The following is a 23,685-nucleotide window of genomic DNA, read 5'->3' as shown; positions in this document are numbered from 1 at the left end:
CGTTACACCGCCCAGCACGCGCAACCCAACGCGCCCCAGAAGCCCTTCAGGTCGGACACGGGCAACTTGCTGCTCCAAGCCGTCGCATGCCGGTGACCGTGCACGTTGCAGTTGTTCGCACAGGCACAAGCCGCAGCGGCGTTGTGCAGTGCCTTCTGCATCGGCGTGCCGTTTGCCGAAGTCTCCTTATCGGCCCAACCAGCGTAACCACCGAAGGTGCGCGCAGGCGACCAATCGGGCATGGCCACCGGCGGCGTGCCTTCGTCGAGCGATGCGAACGGCCCGGCACCGTAGACCACCTTGCCGCCGACCATGGTGAGCAGCGCCGTCGTGTCGGCGATGTCCGATTCGGCACAACCGAAGAAGTCGCGATCCGGCACGATCAGATCGGCCAGTTGACCGGCTTCGATGCGGCCCTTCTTGCCGACTTCGTTGGAGAACCACGTGACCTTCTCGGTCCACATGCGCAGCGCCGTCTCACGATCCACACAGTTAGCCTGCGGATAAAGCTGCATGCCGCCTACCGTCTTGCCGGTGACCAGCCACGACAGCGATACCCACGGGTTGTAGCTCGCCACCCGTGTCGCATCGGTCCCGGCCGACACGTTCACGCCCTTCTCCAACATGCGCTTGACCGGCGGCGTTGCCTCGGCAGCACCTGCGCCGTAGCGTTCGACGAAATACTCGCCCTGATAGGCCATGCGATGCTGCACGGCAATACCGCCACCGAGTGCGGCAATACGGTCGATCGATTTCTCGGAGATCGTTTCGCAGTGATCGAAGAACCAGTTCAGGCCTTCGAGCGGCGTGTCTTGATTCACCTTCTCGAACACATCGAGCGCACGTTCGATGGTTTCGTCGTAGGTCGCGTGCAGACGCCACGGCCAGCGGTTCTGTGCGAGCACGCGCACCACTTCTTCGAGCTCGCCTTCCATCTCCGGCGCCATGTCCGGGCGCGGCTGGCGGAAGTCCTCGAAGTCGGCCGCAGAAAACACCAGCATTTCGCCCGCGCCGTTGTGGCGGAAGTAGTCGTCGCCCTGCTTGTACTTGGACGTCGCCGTCCAGTTCAGAAAGTCTTCCTTCTCCTGCTTCGGCTTTTGCGTGAACAGGTTGTAGGCGAGGCGAATCGTGAGTTGACCGGCGTCGGCCAACTGCTGAATCACCTGATAGTCCTCGGGGTAGTTCTGGAAGCCGCCGCCTGCGTCGATAGCACCGGTCACGCCCAGACGGTTGAGCTCACGCATGAAGTGGCGCGTGGAGTTGACCTGATAGTCCAGCGGCAGCTTCGGGCCTTTGGCCAGCGTGGCGTAGAGAATCGAGGCATTGGGTTTGGCGAGCAACAAGCCCGTCGGGTTGCCTGCGCTGTCGCGCACAATTTCGCCGCCCGGGGGCGCCGGGGTATCTCGCGTGTAGCCCACGGCGCGCAACGCAGCGCCGTTGAGCAGCGCGCGGTCGTACAAGTGCAGGATGAAAACGGGGGTGTCGGGTGCCACCGCGTTGAGTTCGGCGATGGTCGGCAGACGCTTCTCGGCAAACTGATGCTCGGTGAAGCCACCGACCACACGCACCCATTGCGGTGCGGGCGTGATCGCTACCTGACGCTTGAGCATGCCCATCGCGTCGGCCAAGCTGCGCACGCCATCCCAGCGCAATTCCAGATTGAAGTTCAGCCCGCCGCGAATGATGTGCAGGTGGTTGTCGATCAGCCCCGGCAGCACCGGCTTGCCCTTCAAGTCGACAACGCGGGTGTTGTGCCCGGCGAGCGGCAGGACTTCTTCGGTGCGGCCAACGCGAACGAAACGGCCGTCTTTGATGGCCACGGCGCTCGCCGTGGGATTCGTGCGGTCTAGCGTGGTGAAGCGCCCGTTGTGCAGGATGACGTCGGGGGCAGCGGTCGAGGCGTTGGTGGCGGTCATGTCAGGCTTCCTTGGCTTGGCGGAGTAGGACGTCTCAGTACTGGGAACAAGGCGCTCGCCGTACTGGCGAGCGTGACACCGGATGCACGTGTTACTTGCGTTCTTCTATTACGTGCGTTCTTCTTTGGCGGGCGTGACGGCTGCGACGTCGGTCTTGGCACATCGCGGCAATTCGCCGAACACGTGTGGCTTGACCTGCTCTTTCAGCCACGAAGTTTGCACCGTGTCGGGCTTGATCCAGCCTTTGACGAGGGGCGGAATCTGCTCACCGAGCAAGATTCCGAGAAGCCCCACCAGAGCGACGACCGGCGGTGCCGGAGAGCGCACGTGAAACATCGCGTAGATCACGCCAACCAGTACGCCGAGCGCTAGTGACAGCAGGTAGGGCTTCATCGTCTTCCTCCGGATTAGCCTTCGTGGGCGCCAAACATCGTCTTGGCATAGTTGATGCCGATGCCGTACGACCCGCCCCACTTCTTCGCGATACCCGTGGTCATGTCGTACGTGTCGGTGCGCGCCCAGTCACGTTGCAATTCCAGCAGATACTGCAACGAGGTCATCGGGCGGGCGCCTGCCTGGATCATGCGCTCGACAGCGCGTTCGTGGGCTTCGGTCGAGACGTCGCCGCTGGCGTCGGTGATCACGTACACCTCGAAGCCTTGATCGATGGCCGAGAGGGCCGGGCCCACGATACACACGCCGGTCCACAGGCCTGCGAGCACGATGCGCGACTTGCCGATCTCGTTCACACGGCGGATCACTGCCTCGTCTTCCCACGTATTCATCGACGTGCGATCGAGCATCTTCTGGCCCGGGAACGGGGCGGTGACTTCTTCGAACATCGGGCCGCTGAAGCTCTTTTCGGCGACCGTGGTGAGGATGGTCGACACGCCGAAACCGGCAGCGGCGTTGGCGACCAGCGCAGCGTTGTTGCGCAGCGTGACGGCGTCGATCGAGTGCGTAGCGAAAGCCATCTGCGACTGGAAGTCGATCATGATCAGCGTATGGTCTTGCGGCGTGAGCAGCAGCGAACCGGGCTTGGCGGCGGCGACGGGTTTGTTGAGGGCCATGGTAAGTCTCCTAGATTGCGTTGAATGAAAGAAAAGAGAAAAACGAACGAGATATTGCGTTTTACTGTTCGATAAAATTCACTAAATCAAACTCGGCGGCTCGTGTAAGCTTTCGTCTGTGTTTCCCGCCGCGTTGGAAGAAGTTTCGTCGGAATCAAGGCACGCGAGGTTGAAGGTTTTGACGACTTATCATCGAAAATTTCGATGATCGAAATTTTGGAGATTCATCCGTGCTCAAGCTGTCTCTGGAAGCCATCGAAATCGTCGATGCCATCGCCCGGTACGGCTCCTTCGCCGCCGCGGCCGAACGGCTGCATAAGGTGCCGTCGACCATCTCCTACGCCGTCTCCAAGCTCGAAGATCAGCTCGGCCTTGCCCTGTTCGTGCGCAACGGCCCACGGGTCACGCTCACCGACGCCGGACAAGAGATGCTCAAGGAAGGCCGCTGGCTGCTCGCCGCCGCGAATCAGCTCGAATCTCGCATGCGGCAGATCTCGACCGGTTTCGAGGCGGAAATACGACTGGCGCATGACTCGCTGATCCCGACGAGCGCCTTCAATCCCGATATCTGCGCCTTCGAAGACCTGAACTGCGGCACGCGCCTGCGCATTGGCACGGAGACGCTCACGGGCACATGGGAGTTGTTGCGGGAAGGGCGAGCCGATCTGGTCGTGGCGGCAGGGGAAGGACCGGCAAGCGGCGGTTATAAGGCCGTGTCGATCGGCACGCTGGATTTCGCGTTCTGCGTGAGCGCCACCCATCCGTTCACCAAGCTGGGACGCCCGCTCACGCGGGACGATCTGCTGGAGAACACCGCCATCGTCGTGGGCGACGGGGCACGCTCGTTGGCAGATCGCTCGGTGGGACTGTTGCTAGGCCAGCGCCGGATCACGGTGCCCGGCATGCAAGCAAAAATTTCGGCGCAGCTGGCAGGGCTGGGGCATGGCTTTTTGCCGCGTGCCTGCGTGTGTGCGGAATTGAAGCGCGGTGCGCTGGTGGAATTGCAGGTCGAGGAGCCACGCCCGCCCGAGACCTTCTGGCTGGCATGGCGCACCGAGCGCATGGGCGAGGCATTGAAGTGGTGGAGCCAGCGGCTTAGCCGGCCCCTGCTGCCCGATATCCTCGCGCTTTAAAGCTGCGCGAGGGCGTTCGCAACAGCCTTCAGGTCGACAGAACCCGGCGCGCCGATCAGCGCATAACCGAGCTGCCCCTTACGCCAAGTGACCACGCCCATCCGGTCGATATGCTGCTCGGCCACGCCCTGATCGGGGCGTGGATCCTTCACGACGCATAGCGCAATCGGGTCGCCCTTCTCCGGCAGATACACCATCTGAACCAACGCACGATCCTGCCAACGCAGGCGCTGCACGCGCTTGAACGTCAGACCCTGCGCCTTCAGATCGGGCACTTCGATAGCGAGTTGGTCGTCGCGCTGAATATCGGCCACGGTGCGCGCGGTATCGCTCGCGTCCACGTTCACCGACGCCACCGTGTCGCGCGCATAAAGCTGCTGGTATTCGGCAGCCGCACGCACCCACGTCACGCCTTGGGGCGACTTCGGCGGCGGCGTCGTGGCGCTGGTCAGCACCGGCGCACCGAGCCCCGCCTTCTGCAAAACACCCGGCAACAACGGCATGGTGACCGCCGTCGCGGCAACGCCTGCCGCAAAGGCCGCCGCAAGCCACCACGGGCGCACACGTCGCCCCTGTGCCGGAACATTCGCCGCGTTGGACGATGCCACCGGCGCATCGTTTGCGACGGGCGCATTCGCGTGCGGAATCTCAGTCGCCGACGTCGCTGTCGTCTGCTGACGTTGTGCGTGCGTGCGCAGCAGCGCGTCGAGATTGGCGCTCAGGCTTTCAGGAACAGGGGGTAGCGCTTGCGCGGCGAAGGTCTCGCGATACGGCAGACGTGATGCGCGCAGCGACGCCACCACATCGGCCAGCGCGGGTGAGGCGGCCACGGCCGCTTCTACCTCGGCACGCTCGGCCGGGGCGAGTTCGTCGTCGACGTACGCGAGCAGGCGGATATCGTCTTCGTTCATCACGCGTCCTCCTCACGTGCGCCGGGGGCTGTGTCGATCCGGCGGGGTTGTCCCTCGGGGTTACGGAACCGGTCGCCGATGGTGCGGCGAGCACGTGACAGACGGCTCATGACCGTGCCGATAGGTACGTCGAGCACGAGCGCGGCTTCCTGATAGCTCAGGCCTTCGACGGCCACCAACAGCACCACGAGACGCTGCGCCTCGGGCAACTGGTCGACGGCACCGAACACCTGGTGATAACTGGCCAGCTCCTCCGGCGTCGAGGCTTGCAAATCGGGCACGGTCTCCACGTCGGCGTCTTCCCACGCGAGGCTGCCGCGCGAGCGAACCCGCCGCGCACGAATCTCGTTGATCCACGTGGTATGCACAATGCTGTACATCCAGCTCAGCGCCGAAGTGCCGGGCTGCCACTGATGCACGCGCTCCAGCGCATGCACGCAAGCGCGCTGCACGAGGTCTTCGGCATCGTGACGATCGCCCGCAATGCGCAGAGCGAATGCCCAGAGGCGTGGCAGCAAGCCCGGGAGCATGCTGGGCAAATCCTGACCGGTCATCGGCGAATTTCCTGGCGGAGGAGACCTGGCGGCAAGCCAGTCCGAAGCGCCGCCGGCGGAGGCCGCCAGCGTACGCCGCGAAATTATACTGAGCCGCCGGGCATCCCGCGCGACGGGAGTTCGCACGTGCGTCCTCCCGCTTCGCTCAAGGCTTGATGGCGTGCCACACGTCCTTGAAGCCGTCGCCCTTCATGTCGCCCGGGGCGGCGTCTTTCGTGAACAAGTACATCGGCTTGCCTTTGTACGCCCACTGCATCTTGCCGTCGTCGCGCTTGATGATCGAATAGTCGCCTTCGGGCTTGGCACCCGACATGGCCATCACCGGCGGCCACGCTTCGGCGCACTGGCCGTTACATGCGCTCTTACCGCTACCGGCTTCATCTTTGTCGAACGTATAGATCGTGCGATTCTGGCCGTCGACCAGCATGCCGTTGGCCGCCTTGAACGGCACTTCTGCATGGGCAACGGTGGCGGCAAACGCGCCGGCGGCGACGACGAGAGCGGACAGAACGGCGGACATCGATTGACGTTGGTTCATCAGATTGGCTCCTCAGGTAATTGTCGGTGTCGACATTGAGAGAACGTTCGCCCGCCACGCTTTATTCCATCGCGAGCGATCGATATTTTCCGCCGCTGCCCGGTAAACGACAACGGCCACCCGAGCCCCCTCGGATGGCCGTCACCGGGCAGGCCGCGCCGGGGGGACATCCGGCGCGTCTGCCTGACAAACGCAGTCTTCCTTCGCTGACTAACGCCCCGCTTTAGTCTCCCGCGTATTCTCCCGCTCACTCTCCTTTGGGCGCTTCTTTCACGCGGCTCACCAACTGCGTCGGGCTGACGAATTGCAGCGCGATGAGCACCCACAGCAACGTGATCGCCATGTAGATCATCGCCATCGCATCGATCGACTGTGGCGCTCGTACACCGGTGGAGAACACCGCGTAGTACAGCGCCACCACGAGCGTCTGTGTGTCGGGCCCTGCCGTGAAGAACGTCAGTTCGAACATGCCGATGGTGCGCACCAGCACGAGCAGCCCCGCCGCGAGCATGCCCGGCACTAGCAGCGGCAGGAGCACGTGGCGGAAGTACTTGAACGTGTTCGCGCCGAAGATGCGCGCAGCGGCTTCGAGATTCGGATCGATCTGTTCGATGAACGGCGTCATCACCAGAATCACAAACGGCAGCGACGGCACGAGGTTCGCAAGAATCACGCCTGAGAGCGTGCCGCCTAGCCCGATCTTGTAGAGCACCGTCGCCATCGGAATGCCGTACGTCACCGGCGGCACCATCAGCGGCAGCAGGAACACCAGCATCGCAATCCGCTTGCCGGGAAACTGCGCGCGCGCCAGCGCATAGGCAGCGGGCACGCCCAACGCAATGGACAGCAGCACTACGGCGCCCACCACTTCGAACGTCACCCACAGCACATTGGCAAGCTGGAAGTCGTTCCACGCCTGCGCATACCAATGCAGCGTGAAGCTCTCGGGCAACGGCGTGCCGAACCAGCGCGTGGCGACCGAGTTCATCGTGACCGTGGCAATCATCAAGCCGACGTTCACGAGGAAAAAGATCATCGCGCCCCACACCAGCACACGCCAGATCCGTCCGCCGGGGCCTTCACGGCGCAAATTGCGGCGCGTGCCCTTCGCATCGCGCGACGCGGTAGTGTTGCCCACGGGCGAAGGCGTCGTCATGAAGTCTCCGTTCTGCACAGCCATGGCACCCGCCTTGGGTTTATCGGTGGCGTTCATCCTTTGCCTCCCGTGGTCGGACCGCTATAGAACGCCCGGCGCGCGCCGAGCATGCCCGCCACGATCAGCAGTTGTACAAAGCCCATCACAATCGCCACGCACGAGGCGAGCGAGTAGTCGTAGCTCTCGAATGCCGCTTCGTACGCCGCAATCGACACGACGCGCGTGGCACCTGCCGGTACCCCGAGCAGCACCGCCGACGGGAACACGGAGAACGCCTGCACGAACGACAGACACGCGGCCATCGTCAGCCCCGGCACCAGCAACGGCAGATAGATCAGCCGGAACTGTTCCCACGGGCCTGCGCCGAGCGTACCTGCGGCGCGCGCCAGCGTCGGATCGATCCCCGTCACGTACGACAGAATCAGCAGAAACGCGAACGGGAACCCCGAGATCACCAGCGAGATCAACACGCCCCAGTAGTTGTGGGTCAGCCGCACTTCATCGCTGTACAGATGCAACGCGTGCAGCGCCTGCGGGAACCAACCGTTCGGTCCGTAGTACGTCAGCATGCCGTCGGCGATCAGCACCGTACCGAGCGTGACCGGCACCACCAGCAGCATCGTCACGAACTTCGCAGCAGGCGTGTTTCGACGCAAGGCAAACGCCGCCGGAATCGATGCGCCCACGTTGATTAACGTGGCCGGGACCGCGAGCTTGAGTGTGATCCAGACCGTCGGCCAGAGCGTGGATTCGGTAAAGAACTTGAGATAGTTCGCGAACACGCCGCCGCCGTCCATCGGCTGGAACGACAGGAACAAGCCATACGCGAACGGGTACACGAACATCGCCACCAAGCACGCGAGCGCCGGTACGACGAGCCAGCCGCGCGCGTCGAACCGTGCCCCGGCCGGGGCCGTAGACGTGGCGGCACTCATGCCCGCTCTCCCGCATAAACCAGCGTACGATCGGCCGGAACACGCAGCGGCACGCGCTCACCGACGGCGAAGTCGCCGGGCAAGCGCGCATACAAGGGGCCGAAGGGCGACGCCACGCGCAGCAGCGAATCGTGACCGCCGTATTCCACCGTTTCCACCACGGCTTCGAAGGCGTTGTCGTTAGCGGCTTGTGCGCGTTCAAAGTCATCGGGGCGAATTGCCACGCTGACATTGGCACCGCTGGGCGACTCCATCAGCACGCCGTCGAACGAGGCACCGCCCGCCGACACGCGGGCGTGCTCGCCCTGCGTCGACGTGACCGAAAAATCGAGCACGTTGCGATAGCCCATGAAGCGCGCCACGTGCAGATTGCGCGGGCGGCAATACACGTCGCGCGGCACACCGATTTGCTGCACCACACCCTCTTTCATCACGACGATGCGATCGGCCATCGACAGCGCTTCGTCCTGATCGTGCGTGACGTAAATCGTCGCGCGATCGAGCTTGCCGTGAATGCGGCGAATCTCGGCGCGCATCTCGATGCGCAGCTTCGCGTCGAGATTCGACAAGGGCTCGTCCATCAGCACCACCGGCGGCTCGATCACGATGGCGCGCGCAATCGCCACGCGCTGCTGCTGGCCGCCGGAGAGCTGACCGGGCAGCTTGCGTTCGTGCCCCACGAGTTGCACGAGTTGCAGCGCATCGCGCGCCCGCTTCTCGATCTCCGCACGCGGCACACCGCGCATGCGCAGGCCGAAACCCACGTTCTCAAGCACGCTCATATGCGGAAACAGCGCGTAGTTCTGAAACACCATGCCGAAGCCGCGCTTCTCGCTGGGCAGCACATCGATACGCTCGTCGTCGAGCCAGATCGCGCCGCCCGTGAGCGGCGTGAGCCCGGCAATACAGTTGAGCGCGGTCGACTTGCCGCAACCCGACGGCCCGAGCAAGGCAATGAACTCGCCGCGCTCGATCGTCAGATCCAGCCCGTTCAATGCCGCCACGGACTGGCCTTCGGCGTTGGTGAAACTACGCGCAACGTGGTCGAGGCGCAGATGCTGAAAGTTATGCTTCATGACGAAACCCTTGTGAATCCGCCGAATTACTTCGACTTCTGTGCGCCGATCTCGGCATCCCACTTCTGGAACGCCGCCACCATGGCCGTGGCGTCGAGCGGCACGGCATGCGGGAAGTCGGCGATCAGCTTCGCGTACTCGGGACGGCCGTACTTGGCGATCACTTCCTGGCTCTTGGCGGGCGCGGCCGAGAGCGGCACGTCCTTCACGGCGGGGCCCGGATAGAAGTAGCCGTCGTCGTAGGTCAGCGCCTGTTGCGCGGGTTCAAGCATGAAGTTGATCAGCTTGATGATGACTTCCATCTTTTCCTTCGACACACCCTTGGGCACGACCATGTAGTGCGCGTCGTTCACCCACGTGAACTTGTCGAACGACTGCACCTTGAAGCTCGCCGGGACGATGCCGAGTGCGCGCGGGTTGATATCCCAGCCCGTGACGGTCACGGTCATGTCGCGGCTGCCTTCGCCGAGTTCCTTCATCACCGCCGACGTGCCGCCCGGGTAGTACGGAATGCACGTATCGAGTTCTTTCAGGAAAGCCCACGTCTTGTCCCATCCCTTGATCGGATCGTGCGGATCTTTGTCGCCGAGCAGATACGGCAGGCCCATCAGGAACGTACGGCCCGGGCCGGAGTTGGCCGGACGCGCGTAAATCAGCTTGCCGGGGTTCGCCTTGCACCATGCCAGCAGCTCAGCCGGGGTTTTCGGCGGCGCGCTGACCTTGGCCGGGTTGTATTCCACGAGCGGGCCGGCGGGCATAAACGTCACCGCCAGACCGTAGCCCTTCGAGAGCTCCTGCATCGCGCGCACATTCGGCGCGTATTTGTCGAGCACGCCCGGCAGTTGGGCGCTGTACTCGGGCAGCAGGCGTTGCCAGAGGTTTTGCTGGATACCGGCGGCGAGCGCATCGGTGCCGGTCAGCACCACATCGATGTCGGCGCGGCCAGCGGCCTGCATCGCTTTGATCTTGCCCGGCAGTTGCGGCGCCGGGGCGTTGGTGAAGGTAATTTTCGAAACGAGATCCGGGTACTTGTCACGGAACGCTTCGAAGCCCTTCTGCGTGAGCGCGAGGTTACCCGCCACGTCCACGATATTGAGCGTCACCGGCGCGGCAGCGGCGGTGTTCGCGATGCTCCCCACTACGGCGGCACATGCCAGTGCGCTTAGCGTGCGTTGCCAGAATCCCCTGCGGCTGAAGGCCATGCTGTCTCCTCTTCTAGGTTAAATTTCTCGTAAGTCATCATATGACTGACGTTGTCATTTTGCAATTAGGAGACGCCGCGAAACACGTCAGAGATTTCCCTAGGATAGCGAGACATCTTTGTTTTTACAGCGTTTACAGGCTTATTTCATCAGGAAACACGGCCAACGATCAGGGGAAACACCGATAGAGAGACGCCGGATGCGTCACCTAAATTACGGCCAGTCATACGATGACGTAAAAGATATCAGCGCACCGCAATTTGCGGTGCCGCAGAAAAGGCCGAGACACCGTGAAAATCCAGCGCATCACCATCACTCCCATTGCCTTTCGCGACCCGCCGCTGCTCAATGCGGCGGGTATTCATGAGCCCTACGCCCTGCGCACGATCATCGAAATCGAGACCGGTAACGGGCATGTCGGTTTGGGCGAGACGTATGGCGACGCGCCGGTGCTCACGCTGCTGCAAAACACCCGCGAGCAATTGATCGGCATGGACCCGTTCGACACGAACGGTCTGCGCGCCCGGGTGGCGGCGGTGGTGGCGCGTGGTGTCGGCGGCGAGCGTGTGGAATACGAACTCGCGCCGGGCACCGATCCGCGCAAGGATGCCGAGAAGATCTACTCCGCGTTCGAAGTGCCCTTCCTCGATTTGCAGGCGCGGCATCTGGGCATTCCGCTCGTCGAGCTCCTTGGCGGTGCGGTGCGCAACGAAGTGCAGTACAGCGCTTACCTGTTCTTCAAGTACGCGCAGCACATCGAGAACCCCTACGCCCCCGATAGCTGGGGCGAGACGCTCGACGCCACGCAGTTGGTGGCACAAGCGCGCACGATGATCGACACCTACGGCTTCGGCAGCATCAAGCTCAAAGCCGGGGCGCTCGATCCGAGCGAAGAAGTGAAGTGTCTCAAGGCCCTCAAGCGCGCCTTCCCCGACAAACCGCTGCGCATCGATCCGAACGGCAACTGGTCGCTCGCCACGGCGATTGCGATGGGCCGCGAACTCGAAGGCGATCTCGAGTACTACGAGGACCCGACGCCCACGCTCGAAGGCATGGCCGAACTGCATCGCGCCACCGGCATGCCGCTCGCCACCAACATGGTGGTGACCGACCTGCGCCAGTTCCGCGAGAACGTGCGCGTGAACGGCGCGCAAATCATCCTTTCCGATCACCACTACTGGGGCGGCCTGCGCGACACGCAGCTACTGGCACGCATGTGCGAGACGTTCGATCTCGGCTTGTCCATGCATTCCAACTCTCACCTCGGCATCAGCTTGATGGCCATGACGCATCTGGCCGCGAGCGTGCCGCGCCTGTCGTATGCGTGCGACACGCATTACCCGTGGCAAGAAGCCGATGAAGAAGTCGTGCGCGGCGGCAAGATCGCGATCCGAAACGGCGCGGTGGCCGTCACGAAGGCCCCGGGGCTGGGCCTCGAAATCGATCAGGACCAGTTGGCCAAGCTCCACGAGCAATACCTGCGTTGCGGGGTGCGCACTCGCAACGATGCGGTTCAGATGCGCAAATACCAACCCGGCTGGAGCGGCAAGGCACCCCGCTTCTGACACAGGCACACGCGGTATCCGAAGTCCCGAAGCATCGAAGCACCGTAGTTCCAGAAACACAAGAAAACACACCACCTGAGGAGATGTCGTGAGACAAACGAAACTGTTCGCCGGGCTCGCACTAGCCGGTCTCGCTGCCGGCGCTGTGCCGGCCTTCGCGCAAACGAACGTCACGCTGTACGGGATCGTCGACGATGCGCTGACTTACAGCAGCAACCAGAACGGCAGTTCCAACACGTACCTGCGTAACGGCAATCTGGCGGGTAGCCGCTGGGGCCTGCGCGGCACCGAAGATCTGGGCGGCGGCACCAAGGCGCTGTTCCAGTTGGAAAACGGCTTCGACGTCAACAGCGGCGCGTTCAGCTCGTCGGGTGTGATGTTCAACCGTCAGGCATTTGTGGGTCTGAAGAACGACACCGTCGGCACCGTCACCATCGGCCGCCAATACTCGCCGTACTACCTGATGGTCGGCACGATCGGCCCGGTGGCTTACGTCACGGGCGCGACCGGCGCACACCCGGGCGATATCGACGGTTTGGATACGACGATTCGCATCAACAATTCGGTGACATACACGTCGCCGGTGCTGTGGGGCGTGACCGCCAGCTTGCAATACGGCTTCGGCGGTCAGGCCGGCGCGTTCAGCAAGGGCAACACGTATTCCGGCGCGTTGCGCTACGACGGCGGTCCGCTGTCGTTGGCGGCCGGTTATCTGCGTTTGAACAACGTGGGTGGCGGTACGAGCTGGAACAGTGCGTCGACCGGGTCGTTCGGCACGTCGGCGGTCAATCAGGGGTATGTCACGGCGGACGTGCTGCAACACATCGCCTTCGCCGGTGTGTACACCATCGGCGGTCTGACGTTCGGTGCGAGCTACAGCAACGTGCAGTACAAGCCGGGCGCCACGTCGTTGTTCCACGATACGGCGGTGTTCAATACGGCGGGCGTGCACGCGTCGTGGATCGTCGCGCCGCAATGGCGTCTGGCCGCCGCGTATAGCTACACGGCAGCATCGAAGGCGAATGGCATCAATGACGCCGCGACCTACCATCAGGTCTCGCTGGCACAGGTGTATTCGCTCTCGAAGCGCACGTCGCTGTATGCGCTCGAAGCCTGGCAGCACGCGAACGGCAAGTCGCTGTCGGCGAACGCGACGAGCATCATCAACGCCGGTCCGGTGGTGGGCGACTCGCAGAATGCCACGCCGTCGTCGACGAGCTCGCAGTTCGTCGGCATGCTGGGCATTCGCGTCGACTTCTGACGTCTGCCTGCATGTTGTGAGTCCCGAGGGCCGACGCCGTGCGCACGTCGGCCTGTGCTTTACGAGTGGTCGCGAGAAGGCGCACTTTGGGCCGTCGGTACCACGCCGCGTCTAGGGTGAGATACCGACGGTCGATTCTTATCGGTTGTCGTATGTATGCGACGGTCGATAAGGTAAACTGGGGGCGTTTTTTCGTCATCACCTCTTGATCCGACGCCATGTCCATGAACAGCTCGTTGCCCGCACGTCCTCGCCGCAAGTCTCGCAGCCTCACGGAAGAGGTCGTGAGCGCCTTGTCCGAGCAGATTCGCGCCGGCACGTTCCGGCCCGGCGACAAACTGCCGACCGAGTCGGCCATCATGGAAAGTCTCGGTGTGAGCCGTACCGTGGTTCGCGAAGCCATTTCGCGGCTGCAAGCGGCGCAACTGGTTGAGACGCGTCACGGCATCGGCACGTTCGTGCTGGAAGCCCCGCGCGAAAATGCCCTGCAAGTCGACACCAACAGCATCCTCACGATGCTCGACGTGCTGGCCATTCTGGAACTTCGCATTTCGCTGGAAACCGAAGCGGCCGGACTGGCGGCAAATCGCCGCACCGACAACCAACTCAAGCTCATGCGTCAGGCGCTCGACGACTTCGAGATGCACGTGCGTCAGCGCACCGGCAATGCCGTGACCGCCGACGTCGCGTTCCATTTGCAAGTGGCGAGCGCGACGGGCAACCGTTACTTCCACGACATCCTCGAACAGCTCGGCAACACGATCATTCCGCGCACGCGCGTGAACTCGGCCGCGCTGGCCGACGACGATCAGGTGACATATTTGAATCGCGTGAACCGCGAGCACGAAGATATCTACAACGCGATCGCACGACGCGATCCGGAAGCGGCGCGCGCCGCGATGCGCACGCACCTGACGAATAGCCGCGAGCGCCTGCGCCGTGCACAGGAATCGGCAGGCGCTCAGAACTAAACCCCGCCGTCTTTCAGTAGAGATTGCCGCGCACCGCGCGGTAATACCCCTCGTCCATCTCCTGCGCTTTCGCTTTATCGATCCCGGTCAGCGATGCCTTCATCTCGCCGAGCGACGGCACCGCCGTGCGCGCGAGTTGCGACTCCGGCCGCCAGAGTTTCGCGCGATTGATCGCCTTCCCGCAGTGAAACAACACCTCGTCGATCGTGACGACGATGGCGGTCTTCGGCGTGCGTTCGTTCTCCTTCAAACGGGCCAGCAAGTCGGGCGATGTCGATATCTGCCCGTGTCCGTTGATCCGCATAAACACCTCCAACCCCGGAAACAGAAACAGCATGCCGATGCGGCTGTCCTCGCTGAGATTGCGCAGCGACGCGATACGGTTGTTGCCTGGCCAATCGGCGAAGGCGACTGTCTTGTCGTCGAGCGCATGAACGAAGCCGGGTTCGCCGCCGCGCGGTGACGCGTCGAGTCCTTGTGCGCTCCCCGAGGCGAGACAAAAGAACGTCGCGACCTTCAGATACGCGACGTGAAATGGCAGCAGATTCGGCATGACGCCTTTGACGATCATCTCCGAGGGCGGGTCGTAGAGTTGATCGAGATCGATGGCAGGTTGTGACATAGCGTGGCTCCAAGGCAGGTTTGCCGAGGCAGCATATCGCCGCGCGCGCTGGCACTGATAGACTATCTGCGCCATTCAATAGCGCATTTACGCCACAATTGCGCTCACCTACCGCGGCACCACGATCGCCATGACGTTCCCCGAGCATCTGACACCGAAGATTGCACGCGTGCATTGCATGGACGCGACCGATCCACCGCTCATCGCCTTGATGGGACGCATCGACGAGCCGCGCGGGTCGCAAACGCACCAACACGATTCGGGGCAACTGCTCGGGTTGCTCGCCGGGCTGCTCACTGTGAGCACGAGTGCCGGTACGTGGGTCGTGCCCACCACGCGCGCGGTCTGGATTCCGCCGAATCATCCGCACGCGGCGTTCTCGCATGGGCCGTTCTACGGCTGGGCGGTGTATGTGCGCCCCGACCGGTGCGACGGTCTGCCTGATACGCCGCGCGCCATTGAGGTGACTGGACTGATGCGCGAAGCCGTCTTGCGCGCGGCGCAATGGGAATTGGAGCAGCCGGACCGCCGTCAGGAAAGCATCGTGAACGTGATTCTCGACGAGGTTTCCGCCAGCGATGCCGACACCTTCCGCTTGCCGATGCCCGGCGACGCTCGGCTGCGACGCATTGCCACCGCGCTAGTCGACAATCCAGCCGATGCGCGCACGCTCGACGAATGGGCCGTCTGGGCCAACACCACATCACGCACCGTGAGCCGTCGTTTCGTCGAAGAAACGGGGCTGACCTTCACCGCTTGGCGTCAGCGTGCGAGGTTGCTTCGCGCAGTGGAATTGCTCGCGGCGGGCCAGCCGGTCAGCACCGTGGCACTCGATCTTGGTTACGACAACGCGAGCGCCTTCATCGCACTTTTCCGGCGCACCTTCCACACCACGCCCGGGCGCTACTTTGCTTCGTAATACGGCATAACACATTGCCTATGCTGCAACCTTCGCAGCCCGTTCCCGGCGTCATGCGGCAGGGGTAGTATCACCGCTGGTTCTCGCGCTTTCCCGCCGCATTCCTTCGAAGGTCAATAAAAATATGATGCCCGTCGCCACGCGTCTGCGCCCTCGCCTTCCTCGCCTCGCACCCCACTGCCGCTCAGCGATGTTGCTGACCATACTTCCGATCGCCTTGTTCGCAGGTGCCCCGCCTGCCTTCGCCCAAGACGAAGCCCCGGCAGCCACGGCTGCGCCATCGCAGGATATCCAGCCCGAGATCGTCTCGATCGTCGTGCCCGGCGCGGGCAACTTCGGCCGCGATATCGCCATGCGTACCGAGGTCTACAAGCCCAGCGGCAACGGCCCCTTCCCGGTGCTGCTCTTCGAGCATGGCCGCGCGGGCGACCCGCTGGACCGAGCCAAGCTGGCGCACCCCGTGCTACAAGGGCATGTGCGCTTCTGGCTCAAGCGGGGCTTCGCGGTCGTGGCCCCGATTCGCGTCGGCTATGGCGCGACGGGCGGGCCGGATCGTGAGAACTCCGGTGCCTCGTTCGGCAATGCAGGGGAATGCAAGCGCCGCCCCGATTTCCGGCAGCTTTGGAAAGTGACGTCCGAGGCGAACCTCGCGGCGCTTAACTGGGTACGGGAACAGCCGTGGGCCGACAAGGATCGCGTCATCTTGGAAGGCCGTTCGGTCGGCGGCTTCACGACCGTGGCGACGGCGGCCGAGCGGCCGCCGGGTGTGGTCGCGTACATCAACTTCTCGGGCGGTGCCGGTGGCTCGCCCGACAAAGCGCCGGGCCACAGTTGCGACCCGGAGCAAATGAAATCGATCTACGGCGAGATGGGCAAGACGACGACGATTCCCGGCTTGTGGCTCTATGCGAAGAACGACCAGTACTGGGGACCGGACGCGCCGAAGGGCTGGTTCGACGCGTTCGCCGCGGGCGGCAGCCCTGCACAGTTCGTCCACACCGACGACTTGCCCGGTCACGATGGACACTTGCTGCTCACCTACGGCGGCAAGATGTGGTCGGTGCCGCTCGACAAGTTTCTCAAGCAAGTCGGGTTTTGACTGACGCCGCGATGCGCGCTCAGAAGCGATACGTGAGCTTCACCCAGCCATTGCGCGGTGCGCCGTAGGTGTAGCCGTTGTAGCCGCCCAACCCGGCCCAGTACCGCTTGTCGGTCACGTTGCCGAGATTGAGCGACACGCTTAGCTGACGCGTCACGTCGTAGCGCGCCATCAGATCGATCAAGGTGATGCCGCCTTGACGTGCCGTCAGCCCGCTGTACGTCTCGACATACGAGATCGCGCTCTGATAGCTCAAGCTACCGCCGATCGTCACTTTGCTGAGTACGCCGGGCAAACGGTATGTCGTCGCGATACGCAGCAGCCGCTGCGGATACGTCGGGTTGACCAGCGCGCCGGTGCGATCGCGCTTGGCGCTGTATGTGTAGCCTGCCTGCACTTGCCAGCCCGGCAGCACCTGCCCCGCGACGGTCGCCTCGAAGCCTTGCGTCTTTGCACCGCTCACCGCTTTGTACGCAGCCGTGCCACCGGGCGTGAGCGTGCCATCGGCCACGGCGAGGTTGTCTTCCGTTGTGCGGAAGATCGCCACCGCAGTGTTCAACCGTCCACCAAAATGCTCCCCCTTCAGGCCCAGCTCGATGTTGTTGCCGCGCTTGGGCGCCAGCGTATTGCCCGAGGTGTCCTGCACGGTGTTCGGCGTGAAGATGCTCGTGTAGCTCGAATAGAGCGAGAAGTCCTCGCTGACATCGACCACCAGCCCCGCATACGGCGTGAACACGGCGTTCTGTTCGACCGGCGCGCCGGTCACCAGCGCACCATTCGTGCCGTTGTTCCAGTAGCGCGCCCAAGACGTGGCGCGATACCACGTGACGCGGCCACCGAAAATCACCGAGACGCGATCGATCGGCTTGATCTGCGTCGCCGCATAGATGGCCGTTTGTTGTGTCGTGCCGCCAAGCCGATTGAGCGGATAAGCAAACGACGGCATGGCGATACTGCCCGGATTGAGAATGTCGACCGGGCGTCGATCGAACGCATTGGGCACTGCCGAGTCGTTGCCGTAGTTGTAGTCGTTGTGATTGATGCTCGCGCCGAACGTGGCCTGATGCGTGCGCCCGAACAAGTGATACGGCCCCGTCGCATAAACATCGAACGCCTTGTTAATGCCATACGCCGGGTTGTTCGCGAGCTGCATCGTGCCCATGTGCGTGTTGGGGTCGATGTTGGCCGGATACAGCCAGACATCGCCGCTGTAGCGCTCGCGCTGGTTGCGCGACCACGAGCCTTCCGCCTTGATCTTCCATCCCGAGTCGAATCGATGATCGAGATCGACGAAGACGCGATCGGTCGTCATGTTCCACAGGCTCCACGGTGCGGACGAGTTGTACGAGCGCGGCAGATTCGTCGGCGCGCCATTGCTGTAGAACAGCGGGCTCTGGCCGAAATCGGCACCGTGGATCTTGTTCTTCTGATACTCGTAGCCCGCCGAGATCGTGGTGTTGTCGGTGATGTCCGCTTCGACGATGCCGTAGAACACGTCTTCACGCGTGCGCTTGTCGTCGGTGAAGGTGTTGCCTGCGGTGTGCGAACCGACCACACGTGCGCGCAGCGAGCCCGATTCGTTGAGCTTGCCGCCTACATCGGCTTCAAGGTTGTAGCGGCCCCACGATCCGGCTCCGGCAGTGACATAGCCCGTGAAGTCTTTGCTTGGGCGCTTGCGCACGAGATTGATCGCACCGCCGGGGTTGCCTACACCGTTGAGCAACCCGGCCGGCCCACGAATCACATCGACGCGGTCGTACATCACCATGCTCAGCAAGTTGCGCATGCCGGCGATGGTGTCGTACGCGAGCGTCGGCACGCCGTCGATCATCGTAGCGAGGTCGAAGCCACGCGAGGAAAAGTTCGCGCGCTCGTCGAGCGTATCGACCACGATGCCGGGCGTTTGCCGCAGCACGTCGGTGAGCGACATGAGGTTCTGATCTTCGATCTGCTGGCGCGTGATGACCGTCATCGATTGCGGTGTTTCACGCAATGACAAGTCCATGCGCGTGGCGCCATCGGTCACTCGCGTCGTGTACGAGCCGGTGCCCTCGGTCACGCGTTGCGCATCGGCCGTGACGACCGTCGCAGGCAACGCCACCGTATCGGCATGAATCGAGACCGTGCGCCCGGAGATGCTCACTGCAAGCCCCGAGCCAGCGAGCGCCCGTGTGAGCGCATCGCCCAACGTCATGCGGCCTTGCAGCGCCGGAGCTGCCTTGCCGACGGCGAGGCTCGCGTCGTAGCCGATGCCCACGCCCGACTGACGCGCCAGCGCGTCGATGGTCAGCGCGAGCGGTTGCGCGGGCAGCGATAGATCGAGCGGCAAGGCGGCCACGCTCGCGTTGGCGGCTGCGGATGTCTGCGCGCGTACCTCTAAGGGAAGCGTGGCGGCACACAAGCAAGCGGCGGCGATGCTGATGAGCGTGGCCGCGTGTTTCGAGTGAATCGAGTTGGGCAAAGCGTGCAGATATCTGGTCATTTCCGTGAGTCTTCTGTTGGCTTACCCGGTGAAGACGCACGAGAACGCGAAAGACAGACAAAAAGTTTTTAGCTAGCGCTGGGCGGTAATGACGGCTTGCCCGTTCTCCCGGCGCACGCGCACCGGTAGCATCGCGGGCAGGCCTTGCAGGAAGCCCGCCGGGTCGGACACGGGGAACGTGCCCGTGAGCCGCAACGCGCGCAATGCGGCCGCGTCGGTTTCGGCAATGCGGATCTGCTGTGCGGGCTGTGAGAGGAAGTCGTTCCACTGCGCAATCGCTTGCGGCAGCGGCGTGGCCTGAAAGACCAGCCACCCTTCGCGCCACGCGCCCACACTTTGCGGCGTAACGCCTTGCGGCGAGCCAATCCCTCGCGGCGTGGTACTCACCGCCTGTCCGGCACCGAGCGTGACATCGGGGTCGCGATCGACGTGAACCTCACCGTCGGGCGAACGCGCCCAGACCGCCACACGTCCACGCGCGACAGCCACGTCCATACCGTCTTCACGCAGTGCAACGGTGAATACCGTGCCCAGCACGCGCACGTTGCCGAATTGCGTGGCAACGCTAAGCGGGCGCGAGGTATCGGGTTGCACGTCGAGATGGAGTCCGCCACGCCAGAGTTGAAACTCGCGGCGATTGCGGTAGTAGGTGATCTGCACGTCTGTGTGAGGTGCCAACGTCACGACGCTGCCGTCTGGCAGCGTATGCGGCGTCACCTCCCCCTTGCCGGTGCGCAACGTCAGCGTGAGCGTCGGCTGCAACCATTGGCGTCGGGCAGCGCCGCCGAACACGATGGCGAGTCCGCCGACGCCCAGCCACGTCAGCATCTGACGGCGCGAGTGACGGACCACGCCGTCACTGCGCTTCGGTACAGCCACACGCTCGCGTAAGGCGGTACCGTCGGTTTGCGCCCAATACGATTGCGCAATATCGGCAGCGGCATCGTGCACAGGCGATTCGGCACGCCAGTCTGCCAACTCGCGCGCAGCGATCGCGGCGTCATCGGCATCGCCATGCTGCGTGCGTCCGATGAGCGAGAGCGCGTGCGCGATCTGGCCGCGAGACGGTTTCGGTGCGCGCGATGTTGGCGCAGTGTCGGGTGTGCGGCTAGTGTGGGTAGCGCGGGCGTTCATGGGCGGTAGCTCATGCAATCCATGACGCCGCGAACCACGTGCTTGTCGATGGCTTCGACGGAGACCCGCATGTGGCCAGCGGCTTCGGCATAGCTCATGCCGTGAATACGCACGAGGATGAAGGCATCGCGGCGTTTGCGCGGCATACGTTCCAAGCGGGCGAGCAACCGTTCGAGCTGCTGACGAATATCCGCATGGTGTTCGGCCGACGGCGCATGGTCGGCGCCAATGAGCGCGAGCGTTTGGAGCATGCGCGCCTCGGCGTCGTGACGGCGCGCGTCGCTCACGATCAAATGTTTGCCGGTGCGATAGAGCAAAGCGCGCCAGTCACGAACCTCCGTGCCGCGCGTCTGCAAGGCGAGCACCTTCGCGTAGGCTTCTTGCACCAAGTCCTTCGCGTTGTCGCGATTGTTCAGCGACTTCGCGAAGAAGTTGACCAGCTCGGTGTAGTAATGCGCAACCACGGCAGTCTTCCGGCAGCCCGCCGCATCCGCGCACGGAAAAGTTAAATGAGAATTAATCGCATTATTACCGTGAGTGATGGCGAGATGCAAGAAGGATTTTGTGCAACGGAACGAGGCTGGCTCAGGCGCGCTCCGCCTCACGGCGAATGCGCGCCTGCATGCGTCTGAGTTCGTGGAAGTGCGCTACCGGATTTCGGCAACGTCGATGCGGTTGCCGTCCGGATCGGCAAACACGAACGCGCGCAAGCCGATGTCCATCGTGCGCAACCCTTTGACGATGCGCACGCGATGTTGCTCGAGGTGATTGTGCAACGCATCGGCGTTTGCCACCATCAAGTGCGCGACGTTCTGTGAGGTCGCACGATGCTGGGCGTCGCGCGACAAGTGCAGTTCCGCACCGTCCTTCTTGAGAATCACGAAGCCGACGGGCGAGCCAGCTTCGAACACTTTCTCGAAGCCGAGCACATCGGTGTAGAAACGTAGCGACCGGTCGAGATCGGTCACGGAGAGGGTTGGGGCAATTCGACCGAATTGCACGGCATGCGGGACACGATTGAGAGTATCCATGGGCGCTCCACAAGCGACGTTTGCGGTTCCAAAAAGGGGCGGCGAAGGCGGTGCTTCGACGGGAGGCAGAACGTCAGATGGCGGAGCGGTGTCCGCAGGTTCGGCGTATCCTAGCACGACGTTTTCGGGCTGTTTAGCCCGCCCCCCCTCTCAAAAGTATCAAGTGCACGACTCGCCCGACACGCTCACCTCTCTCTACTGGCATGACGACATGCTGCGCAGCCGCCGCGTGAGCCGCACCGTGCTGTGGGGGCATGTGGACATTCCTGCGCCGCCTGCGCGATTGGTGACGGATTGGTCACGCGACATTTCATCGCATATGCCATTGGCCCCCGGCGACGTCGAGCCGATGCCGTTAGCTCGCGCACGCATGCGCTGGCCTGAGTATTCGCAATGCGTGCAGGCAGCCTACGACTGGACCGGAGCGCACGGGTTGCCGGGGTTGCTGTCGGCAAGCGACGTGGCGTTGATGGCATGCCGCGGCGCGCGTTATCACCACGACGGCGAGCAATACGGCGGCTTCGTGTTCTGCAATTTGTTTCTGAGCGACGACTGCGGGCTGGACGTGCATTTTCCATCTGCTGGGAATGGCGGCTACCGCATTCCGCTGGCGCGCGGCACCATGCTCGTGTTCGATACCTGCCAGCCACATGCGGTGATCCGCCGGGGCAGCAGCGGGTTCGACGAAGCCGATTTCGCGAATTCCGTAGGCGCGCTCGACGACGTGCAGATGTTCCTCACGTGGGAGCTTCCCGTGGACGACGCACGCGTGGTGAAAGCGCTCGACATTCGCTTTGACGTCTTGTCGTCGGCCCCGACCCAAGACTCGCAAGTGCTTGTGGATGGAAGCGCCGCCGCGCTGTGCGCCGATACCGGCCGATGGCTGCCGGTGGCGAATTCGCTTTGATTGGCGCATCCGGCCGTTAGCGCCGTCGCTCGTAACGCCATCATCCGCAAGATCGTACAAGCCAGCCCTCTGCTGGCTGCGTTAGTCTTCCCCTCTCGCATTTCCACACGACCGGTGCCGCAGATGCCCCGGCGTGTTCGACGTTTCGTTGGGCGTAAGTGCTTTTGTTTGAAGGACGTGTAATGAGTGGTATGTATTCGCCATCGGTCGCGGCGCAGGCGTCGCCGTTTCGCACCGAGATGGCACGAGGCATGCGCGCTGCGCTGCCGGTGATGTTGGGCTTCGTTCCTTTCGCGTTGGTGCTTGGCGCGCAAGCGGCCCAGAAAGGCTTGAGTGCGATCGAAGTGCCGTTGATGACGGGCCTGAACTTCGCGGGCGGCTCTGAATTCACGGCCATTCGTATCTGGACCTCGCCACCGCATATCGCGCTGATTATTGCCATGTCGCTGCTGGTGAACGCGCGGCACATCTTGATGGGTGCGGCGCTCGCCCCTCGCATGCGTCACGTGCCGCTGCCGCGTGCGCTCGCAGCGCTCTTCCTGATGTGCGACGAAAGCTGGGCCATGGCACTTGCGGATGCGAATGCGCGCGGCAAGGAGCGCATCAGTTTCGGTTACTACGTCGGCGCGGCGATCAATCTGTGGATGACGTGGGTGGCGTTCACCGCGCTCGGGGCAGTCCTCGGTCCGATACTGGGCGATATCGAGCAATACGGCTTCGATATGGCGTTCACGGCGGTGTTCATCGTGCTGTTGAAAGGCATGTGGAAGGGCATGACGGCGAGCCGCCCGTGGTTCGTGAGTCTGGTGGTCTCGGCGCTCACTTATCTGCTGGTGCCCGGGGCTTGGTATGTTGCGGCGGGCACGTGTGCAGGGCTGATTGCCGCGGTCATGCTGGAGAAGAAAGATGCTTGATGGGATGACCGTTCTGACGATTGTGCTGATGGCTGCATCGACGTACGCGACGCGCATCGTTGGCTTCGTAGCGCTGCGCGATCGCACACTGAGCCCGCGTATGCGCGCGATCATGGAGAGCGTGCCGGGTTGCGTGTTGATCTCGGTGATCGCACCGGCGTTCGTCGCACGTAACCCTGCCGATTTGCTGGCGCTGGCGGTGACGTTGCTGGTAGCGACGCGGTTTTCGCTGTTGCCGACGGTGGTGATTAGCGTCGTGGTGACTGGGGTGTTGCGACAGGTACTTTGA

General features: G+C 63.2%; 24 protein-coding genes. 9 read left to right on the top strand and 15 right to left on the bottom strand.

The window, feature by feature from the left end; all coding sequences use genetic code 11:
- Positions 1 to 2: 2 nt before the first annotated feature.
- The 3 genes from ACPWR9_RS18430 to ACPWR9_RS18420 form a co-directional block, all read right to left on the bottom strand.
- Positions 3 to 1,916 carry an amidohydrolase gene (locus ACPWR9_RS18430; RefSeq protein WP_426331062.1) on the bottom strand — a complete coding sequence of 638 codons (1,914 nt, stop codon included), beginning with the start codon at positions 1,914 to 1,916 and terminating at the stop codon, positions 3 to 5.
- Positions 1,917 to 2,024: 108 nt separating this feature from the next.
- Positions 2,025 to 2,309, bottom strand: a complete 285-nt coding sequence (locus ACPWR9_RS18425; RefSeq protein WP_426331063.1) for a DUF1427 family protein — start codon at positions 2,307 to 2,309, stop codon at positions 2,025 to 2,027.
- 14 nt (positions 2,310 to 2,323) lie between these two features.
- Positions 2,324 to 2,986 (bottom strand): hydrolase, encoded by a 663-nt coding sequence (locus ACPWR9_RS18420; protein WP_150680718.1) that lies wholly within the window; start codon positions 2,984 to 2,986, stop codon positions 2,324 to 2,326.
- Positions 2,987 to 3,216: 230 nt separating this feature from the next.
- Between ACPWR9_RS18420 and ACPWR9_RS18415 the strand changes: the two genes are divergently transcribed.
- A complete protein-coding gene (locus ACPWR9_RS18415; protein ID WP_426331064.1) occupies positions 3,217 to 4,119 on the top strand; it encodes a LysR family transcriptional regulator in 903 nt (300 codons plus the stop codon).
- On the opposite strand, the gene ACPWR9_RS18410 is transcribed toward ACPWR9_RS18415, so the two are convergent.
- The 7 genes from ACPWR9_RS18410 to ACPWR9_RS18380 form a co-directional block, all read right to left on the bottom strand.
- Positions 4,116 to 5,030: an anti-sigma factor gene (locus tag ACPWR9_RS18410; RefSeq protein ID WP_426331065.1), complete on the bottom strand. Its 915-nt coding sequence runs from the start codon at positions 5,028 to 5,030 to the stop codon at positions 4,116 to 4,118. The genes ACPWR9_RS18415 and ACPWR9_RS18410 overlap by 4 nt on opposite strands.
- Complete coding sequence (locus tag ACPWR9_RS18405) at positions 5,030 to 5,584, bottom strand: RNA polymerase sigma factor (protein ID WP_426331066.1); 555 nt, start codon at positions 5,582 to 5,584, stop codon at positions 5,030 to 5,032. The genes ACPWR9_RS18410 and ACPWR9_RS18405 overlap by 1 nt, the downstream gene beginning before the upstream one ends.
- A 145-nt stretch (positions 5,585 to 5,729) precedes the next feature.
- A complete protein-coding gene (locus tag ACPWR9_RS18400; protein WP_426331068.1) occupies positions 5,730 to 6,122 on the bottom strand; it encodes a COG4315 family predicted lipoprotein in 393 nt (130 codons plus the stop codon).
- Positions 6,123 to 6,369: 247 nt separating this feature from the next.
- A complete protein-coding gene (locus ACPWR9_RS18395) occupies positions 6,370 to 7,335 on the bottom strand; it encodes an ABC transporter permease (RefSeq protein ID WP_426331069.1) in 966 nt (321 codons plus the stop codon).
- Positions 7,332 to 8,213 (bottom strand): ABC transporter permease, encoded by an 882-nt coding sequence (locus ACPWR9_RS18390; RefSeq protein WP_150680724.1) that lies wholly within the window; start codon positions 8,211 to 8,213, stop codon positions 7,332 to 7,334. Before ACPWR9_RS18390 ends, ACPWR9_RS18395 begins: the two co-directional genes overlap by 4 nt.
- Complete coding sequence (locus ACPWR9_RS18385; protein WP_426331070.1) at positions 8,210 to 9,289, bottom strand: ABC transporter ATP-binding protein; 1,080 nt, start codon at positions 9,287 to 9,289, stop codon at positions 8,210 to 8,212. The genes ACPWR9_RS18390 and ACPWR9_RS18385 overlap by 4 nt, the downstream gene beginning before the upstream one ends.
- A 26-nt stretch (positions 9,290 to 9,315) precedes the next feature.
- Positions 9,316 to 10,491 (bottom strand): ABC transporter substrate-binding protein, encoded by a 1,176-nt coding sequence (locus tag ACPWR9_RS18380; protein ID WP_174988158.1) that lies wholly within the window; start codon positions 10,489 to 10,491, stop codon positions 9,316 to 9,318.
- 290 nt (positions 10,492 to 10,781) lie between these two features.
- On the opposite strand from ACPWR9_RS18380, the gene ACPWR9_RS18375 reads away from it, so the two are divergent.
- The 3 genes from ACPWR9_RS18375 to ACPWR9_RS18365 all read left to right on the top strand — a co-directional run bounded on the left by ACPWR9_RS18375 (position 10,782) and on the right by ACPWR9_RS18365 (position 14,288).
- Positions 10,782 to 12,056 carry a glucarate dehydratase family protein gene (locus ACPWR9_RS18375; protein ID WP_426331072.1) on the top strand — a complete coding sequence of 425 codons (1,275 nt, stop codon included), beginning with the start codon at positions 10,782 to 10,784 and terminating at the stop codon, positions 12,054 to 12,056.
- Between the two features lie 88 nt (positions 12,057 to 12,144).
- Positions 12,145 to 13,317, top strand: a complete 1,173-nt coding sequence (locus tag ACPWR9_RS18370) for a porin (protein WP_426331073.1) — start codon at positions 12,145 to 12,147, stop codon at positions 13,315 to 13,317.
- A gap of 224 nt (positions 13,318 to 13,541) precedes the next feature.
- The gene (locus ACPWR9_RS18365) at positions 13,542 to 14,288 is read left to right on the top strand and encodes a FadR/GntR family transcriptional regulator (protein ID WP_426331074.1); all 747 of its coding nucleotides are present in this window, start codon (positions 13,542 to 13,544) and stop codon (positions 14,286 to 14,288) included.
- A 13-nt stretch (positions 14,289 to 14,301) separates the two neighbouring features.
- Here the strand turns inward: ACPWR9_RS18365 and ACPWR9_RS18360 are convergent, their stop codons facing one another.
- A complete protein-coding gene (locus tag ACPWR9_RS18360) occupies positions 14,302 to 14,910 on the bottom strand; it encodes an MSMEG_1061 family FMN-dependent PPOX-type flavoprotein (protein ID WP_426331075.1) in 609 nt (202 codons plus the stop codon).
- A gap of 130 nt (positions 14,911 to 15,040) precedes the next feature.
- On the opposite strand from ACPWR9_RS18360, the gene ACPWR9_RS18355 reads away from it, so the two are divergent.
- Together ACPWR9_RS18355 and ACPWR9_RS18350 are read left to right on the top strand one after the other, a co-directional pair.
- On the top strand, positions 15,041 to 15,829 hold the full coding sequence (locus tag ACPWR9_RS18355) for a helix-turn-helix domain-containing protein (protein ID WP_426331076.1): 789 nt from the start codon (positions 15,041 to 15,043) through the stop codon (positions 15,827 to 15,829).
- Between the two features lie 190 nt (positions 15,830 to 16,019).
- On the top strand, positions 16,020 to 16,928 hold the full coding sequence (locus tag ACPWR9_RS18350) for a dienelactone hydrolase family protein (protein ID WP_426331078.1): 909 nt from the start codon (positions 16,020 to 16,022) through the stop codon (positions 16,926 to 16,928).
- Between the two features lie 19 nt (positions 16,929 to 16,947).
- On the opposite strand, the gene ACPWR9_RS18345 is transcribed toward ACPWR9_RS18350, so the two are convergent.
- From ACPWR9_RS18345 to ACPWR9_RS18330, 4 genes are all read right to left on the bottom strand, one after another.
- Positions 16,948 to 19,410: a TonB-dependent siderophore receptor gene (locus ACPWR9_RS18345; protein ID WP_426331080.1), complete on the bottom strand. Its 2,463-nt coding sequence runs from the start codon at positions 19,408 to 19,410 to the stop codon at positions 16,948 to 16,950.
- 72 nt (positions 19,411 to 19,482) lie between these two features.
- Positions 19,483 to 20,544 carry a FecR family protein gene (locus ACPWR9_RS18340; protein ID WP_426331081.1) on the bottom strand — a complete coding sequence of 354 codons (1,062 nt, stop codon included), beginning with the start codon at positions 20,542 to 20,544 and terminating at the stop codon, positions 19,483 to 19,485.
- The gene (locus tag ACPWR9_RS18335; protein WP_426331082.1) at positions 20,541 to 21,008 is read right to left on the bottom strand and encodes a sigma-70 family RNA polymerase sigma factor; all 468 of its coding nucleotides are present in this window, start codon (positions 21,006 to 21,008) and stop codon (positions 20,541 to 20,543) included. The genes ACPWR9_RS18340 and ACPWR9_RS18335 overlap by 4 nt, the downstream gene beginning before the upstream one ends.
- A 183-nt stretch (positions 21,009 to 21,191) precedes the next feature.
- Positions 21,192 to 21,575 carry a VOC family protein gene (locus tag ACPWR9_RS18330; protein ID WP_426331083.1) on the bottom strand — a complete coding sequence of 128 codons (384 nt, stop codon included), beginning with the start codon at positions 21,573 to 21,575 and terminating at the stop codon, positions 21,192 to 21,194.
- Positions 21,576 to 21,786: 211 nt separating this feature from the next.
- Here ACPWR9_RS18330 and ACPWR9_RS18325 point away from each other — a divergent pair, with 211 nt between their 5' ends.
- The 3 genes from ACPWR9_RS18325 (at position 21,787) to ACPWR9_RS18315 (ending at position 23,685) form a co-directional block, all read left to right on the top strand.
- Positions 21,787 to 22,482, top strand: a complete 696-nt coding sequence (locus ACPWR9_RS18325) for a hypothetical protein (protein ID WP_426331118.1) — start codon at positions 21,787 to 21,789, stop codon at positions 22,480 to 22,482.
- Between the two features lie 182 nt (positions 22,483 to 22,664).
- Positions 22,665 to 23,396 (top strand): AzlC family ABC transporter permease, encoded by a 732-nt coding sequence (locus ACPWR9_RS18320; protein WP_426331084.1) that lies wholly within the window; start codon positions 22,665 to 22,667, stop codon positions 23,394 to 23,396.
- Entirely contained in the window at positions 23,389 to 23,685 is a 297-nt protein-coding gene (locus ACPWR9_RS18315) for an AzlD family protein (RefSeq protein ID WP_426331085.1), read from the top strand. Before ACPWR9_RS18320 ends, ACPWR9_RS18315 begins: the two co-directional genes overlap by 8 nt.

It is taken from the genome of Pandoraea pneumonica, from assembly GCF_049918595.1.
GTDB lineage: Bacteria > Pseudomonadota > Gammaproteobacteria > Burkholderiales > Burkholderiaceae > Pandoraea > Pandoraea pneumonica_A.
The sequence above is the reverse complement of the archived record's forward strand: the minus strand, read 5'-3'. Positions and strand labels throughout refer to the sequence as shown.

What these genes read in the sequence shown, in the direction of transcription:
- ACPWR9_RS18410 (WP_426331065.1), bottom strand. Translation starts at nt 5,030, where the DNA reads ATGAACGAAGACGATATCCGCCTGCTCGCGTACGTCGACGACGAACTC.
- ACPWR9_RS18380 (WP_174988158.1), bottom strand. Translation starts at nt 10,491, where the DNA reads ATGGCCTTCAGCCGCAGGGGATTCTGGCAACGCACGCTAAGCGCACTG.
- ACPWR9_RS18385 (WP_426331070.1), bottom strand. Translation starts at nt 9,289, where the DNA reads ATGAAGCATAACTTTCAGCATCTGCGCCTCGACCACGTTGCGCGTAGT.
- ACPWR9_RS18350 (WP_426331078.1), top strand. Translation starts at nt 16,020, where the DNA reads ATGTTGCTGACCATACTTCCGATCGCCTTGTTCGCAGGTGCCCCGCCT.
- ACPWR9_RS18340 (WP_426331081.1), bottom strand. Translation starts at nt 20,544, where the DNA reads ATGAACGCCCGCGCTACCCACACTAGCCGCACACCCGACACTGCGCCA.
- ACPWR9_RS18345 (WP_426331080.1), bottom strand. Translation starts at nt 19,410, where the DNA reads ATGACCAGATATCTGCACGCTTTGCCCAACTCGATTCACTCGAAACAC.
- ACPWR9_RS18325 (WP_426331118.1), top strand. Translation starts at nt 21,787, where the DNA reads ATGCTGCGCAGCCGCCGCGTGAGCCGCACCGTGCTGTGGGGGCATGTG.
- ACPWR9_RS18400 (WP_426331068.1), bottom strand. Translation starts at nt 6,122, where the DNA reads ATGAACCAACGTCAATCGATGTCCGCCGTTCTGTCCGCTCTCGTCGTC.
- ACPWR9_RS18430 (WP_426331062.1), bottom strand. Translation starts at nt 1,916, where the DNA reads ATGACCGCCACCAACGCCTCGACCGCTGCCCCCGACGTCATCCTGCAC.
- ACPWR9_RS18360 (WP_426331075.1), bottom strand. Translation starts at nt 14,910, where the DNA reads ATGTCACAACCTGCCATCGATCTCGATCAACTCTACGACCCGCCCTCG.
- ACPWR9_RS18405 (WP_426331066.1), bottom strand. Translation starts at nt 5,584, where the DNA reads ATGACCGGTCAGGATTTGCCCAGCATGCTCCCGGGCTTGCTGCCACGC.
- ACPWR9_RS18390 (WP_150680724.1), bottom strand. Translation starts at nt 8,213, where the DNA reads ATGAGTGCCGCCACGTCTACGGCCCCGGCCGGGGCACGGTTCGACGCG.
- ACPWR9_RS18355 (WP_426331076.1), top strand. Translation starts at nt 15,041, where the DNA reads ATGACGTTCCCCGAGCATCTGACACCGAAGATTGCACGCGTGCATTGC.
- ACPWR9_RS18425 (WP_426331063.1), bottom strand. Translation starts at nt 2,309, where the DNA reads ATGAAGCCCTACCTGCTGTCACTAGCGCTCGGCGTACTGGTTGGCGTG.
- ACPWR9_RS18420 (WP_150680718.1), bottom strand. Translation starts at nt 2,986, where the DNA reads ATGGCCCTCAACAAACCCGTCGCCGCCGCCAAGCCCGGTTCGCTGCTG.
- ACPWR9_RS18330 (WP_426331083.1), bottom strand. Translation starts at nt 21,575, where the DNA reads ATGGATACTCTCAATCGTGTCCCGCATGCCGTGCAATTCGGTCGAATT.
- ACPWR9_RS18395 (WP_426331069.1), bottom strand. Translation starts at nt 7,335, where the DNA reads ATGAACGCCACCGATAAACCCAAGGCGGGTGCCATGGCTGTGCAGAAC.
- ACPWR9_RS18365 (WP_426331074.1), top strand. Translation starts at nt 13,542, where the DNA reads ATGAACAGCTCGTTGCCCGCACGTCCTCGCCGCAAGTCTCGCAGCCTC.
- ACPWR9_RS18315 (WP_426331085.1), top strand. Translation starts at nt 23,389, where the DNA reads ATGCTTGATGGGATGACCGTTCTGACGATTGTGCTGATGGCTGCATCG.
- ACPWR9_RS18320 (WP_426331084.1), top strand. Translation starts at nt 22,665, where the DNA reads ATGAGTGGTATGTATTCGCCATCGGTCGCGGCGCAGGCGTCGCCGTTT.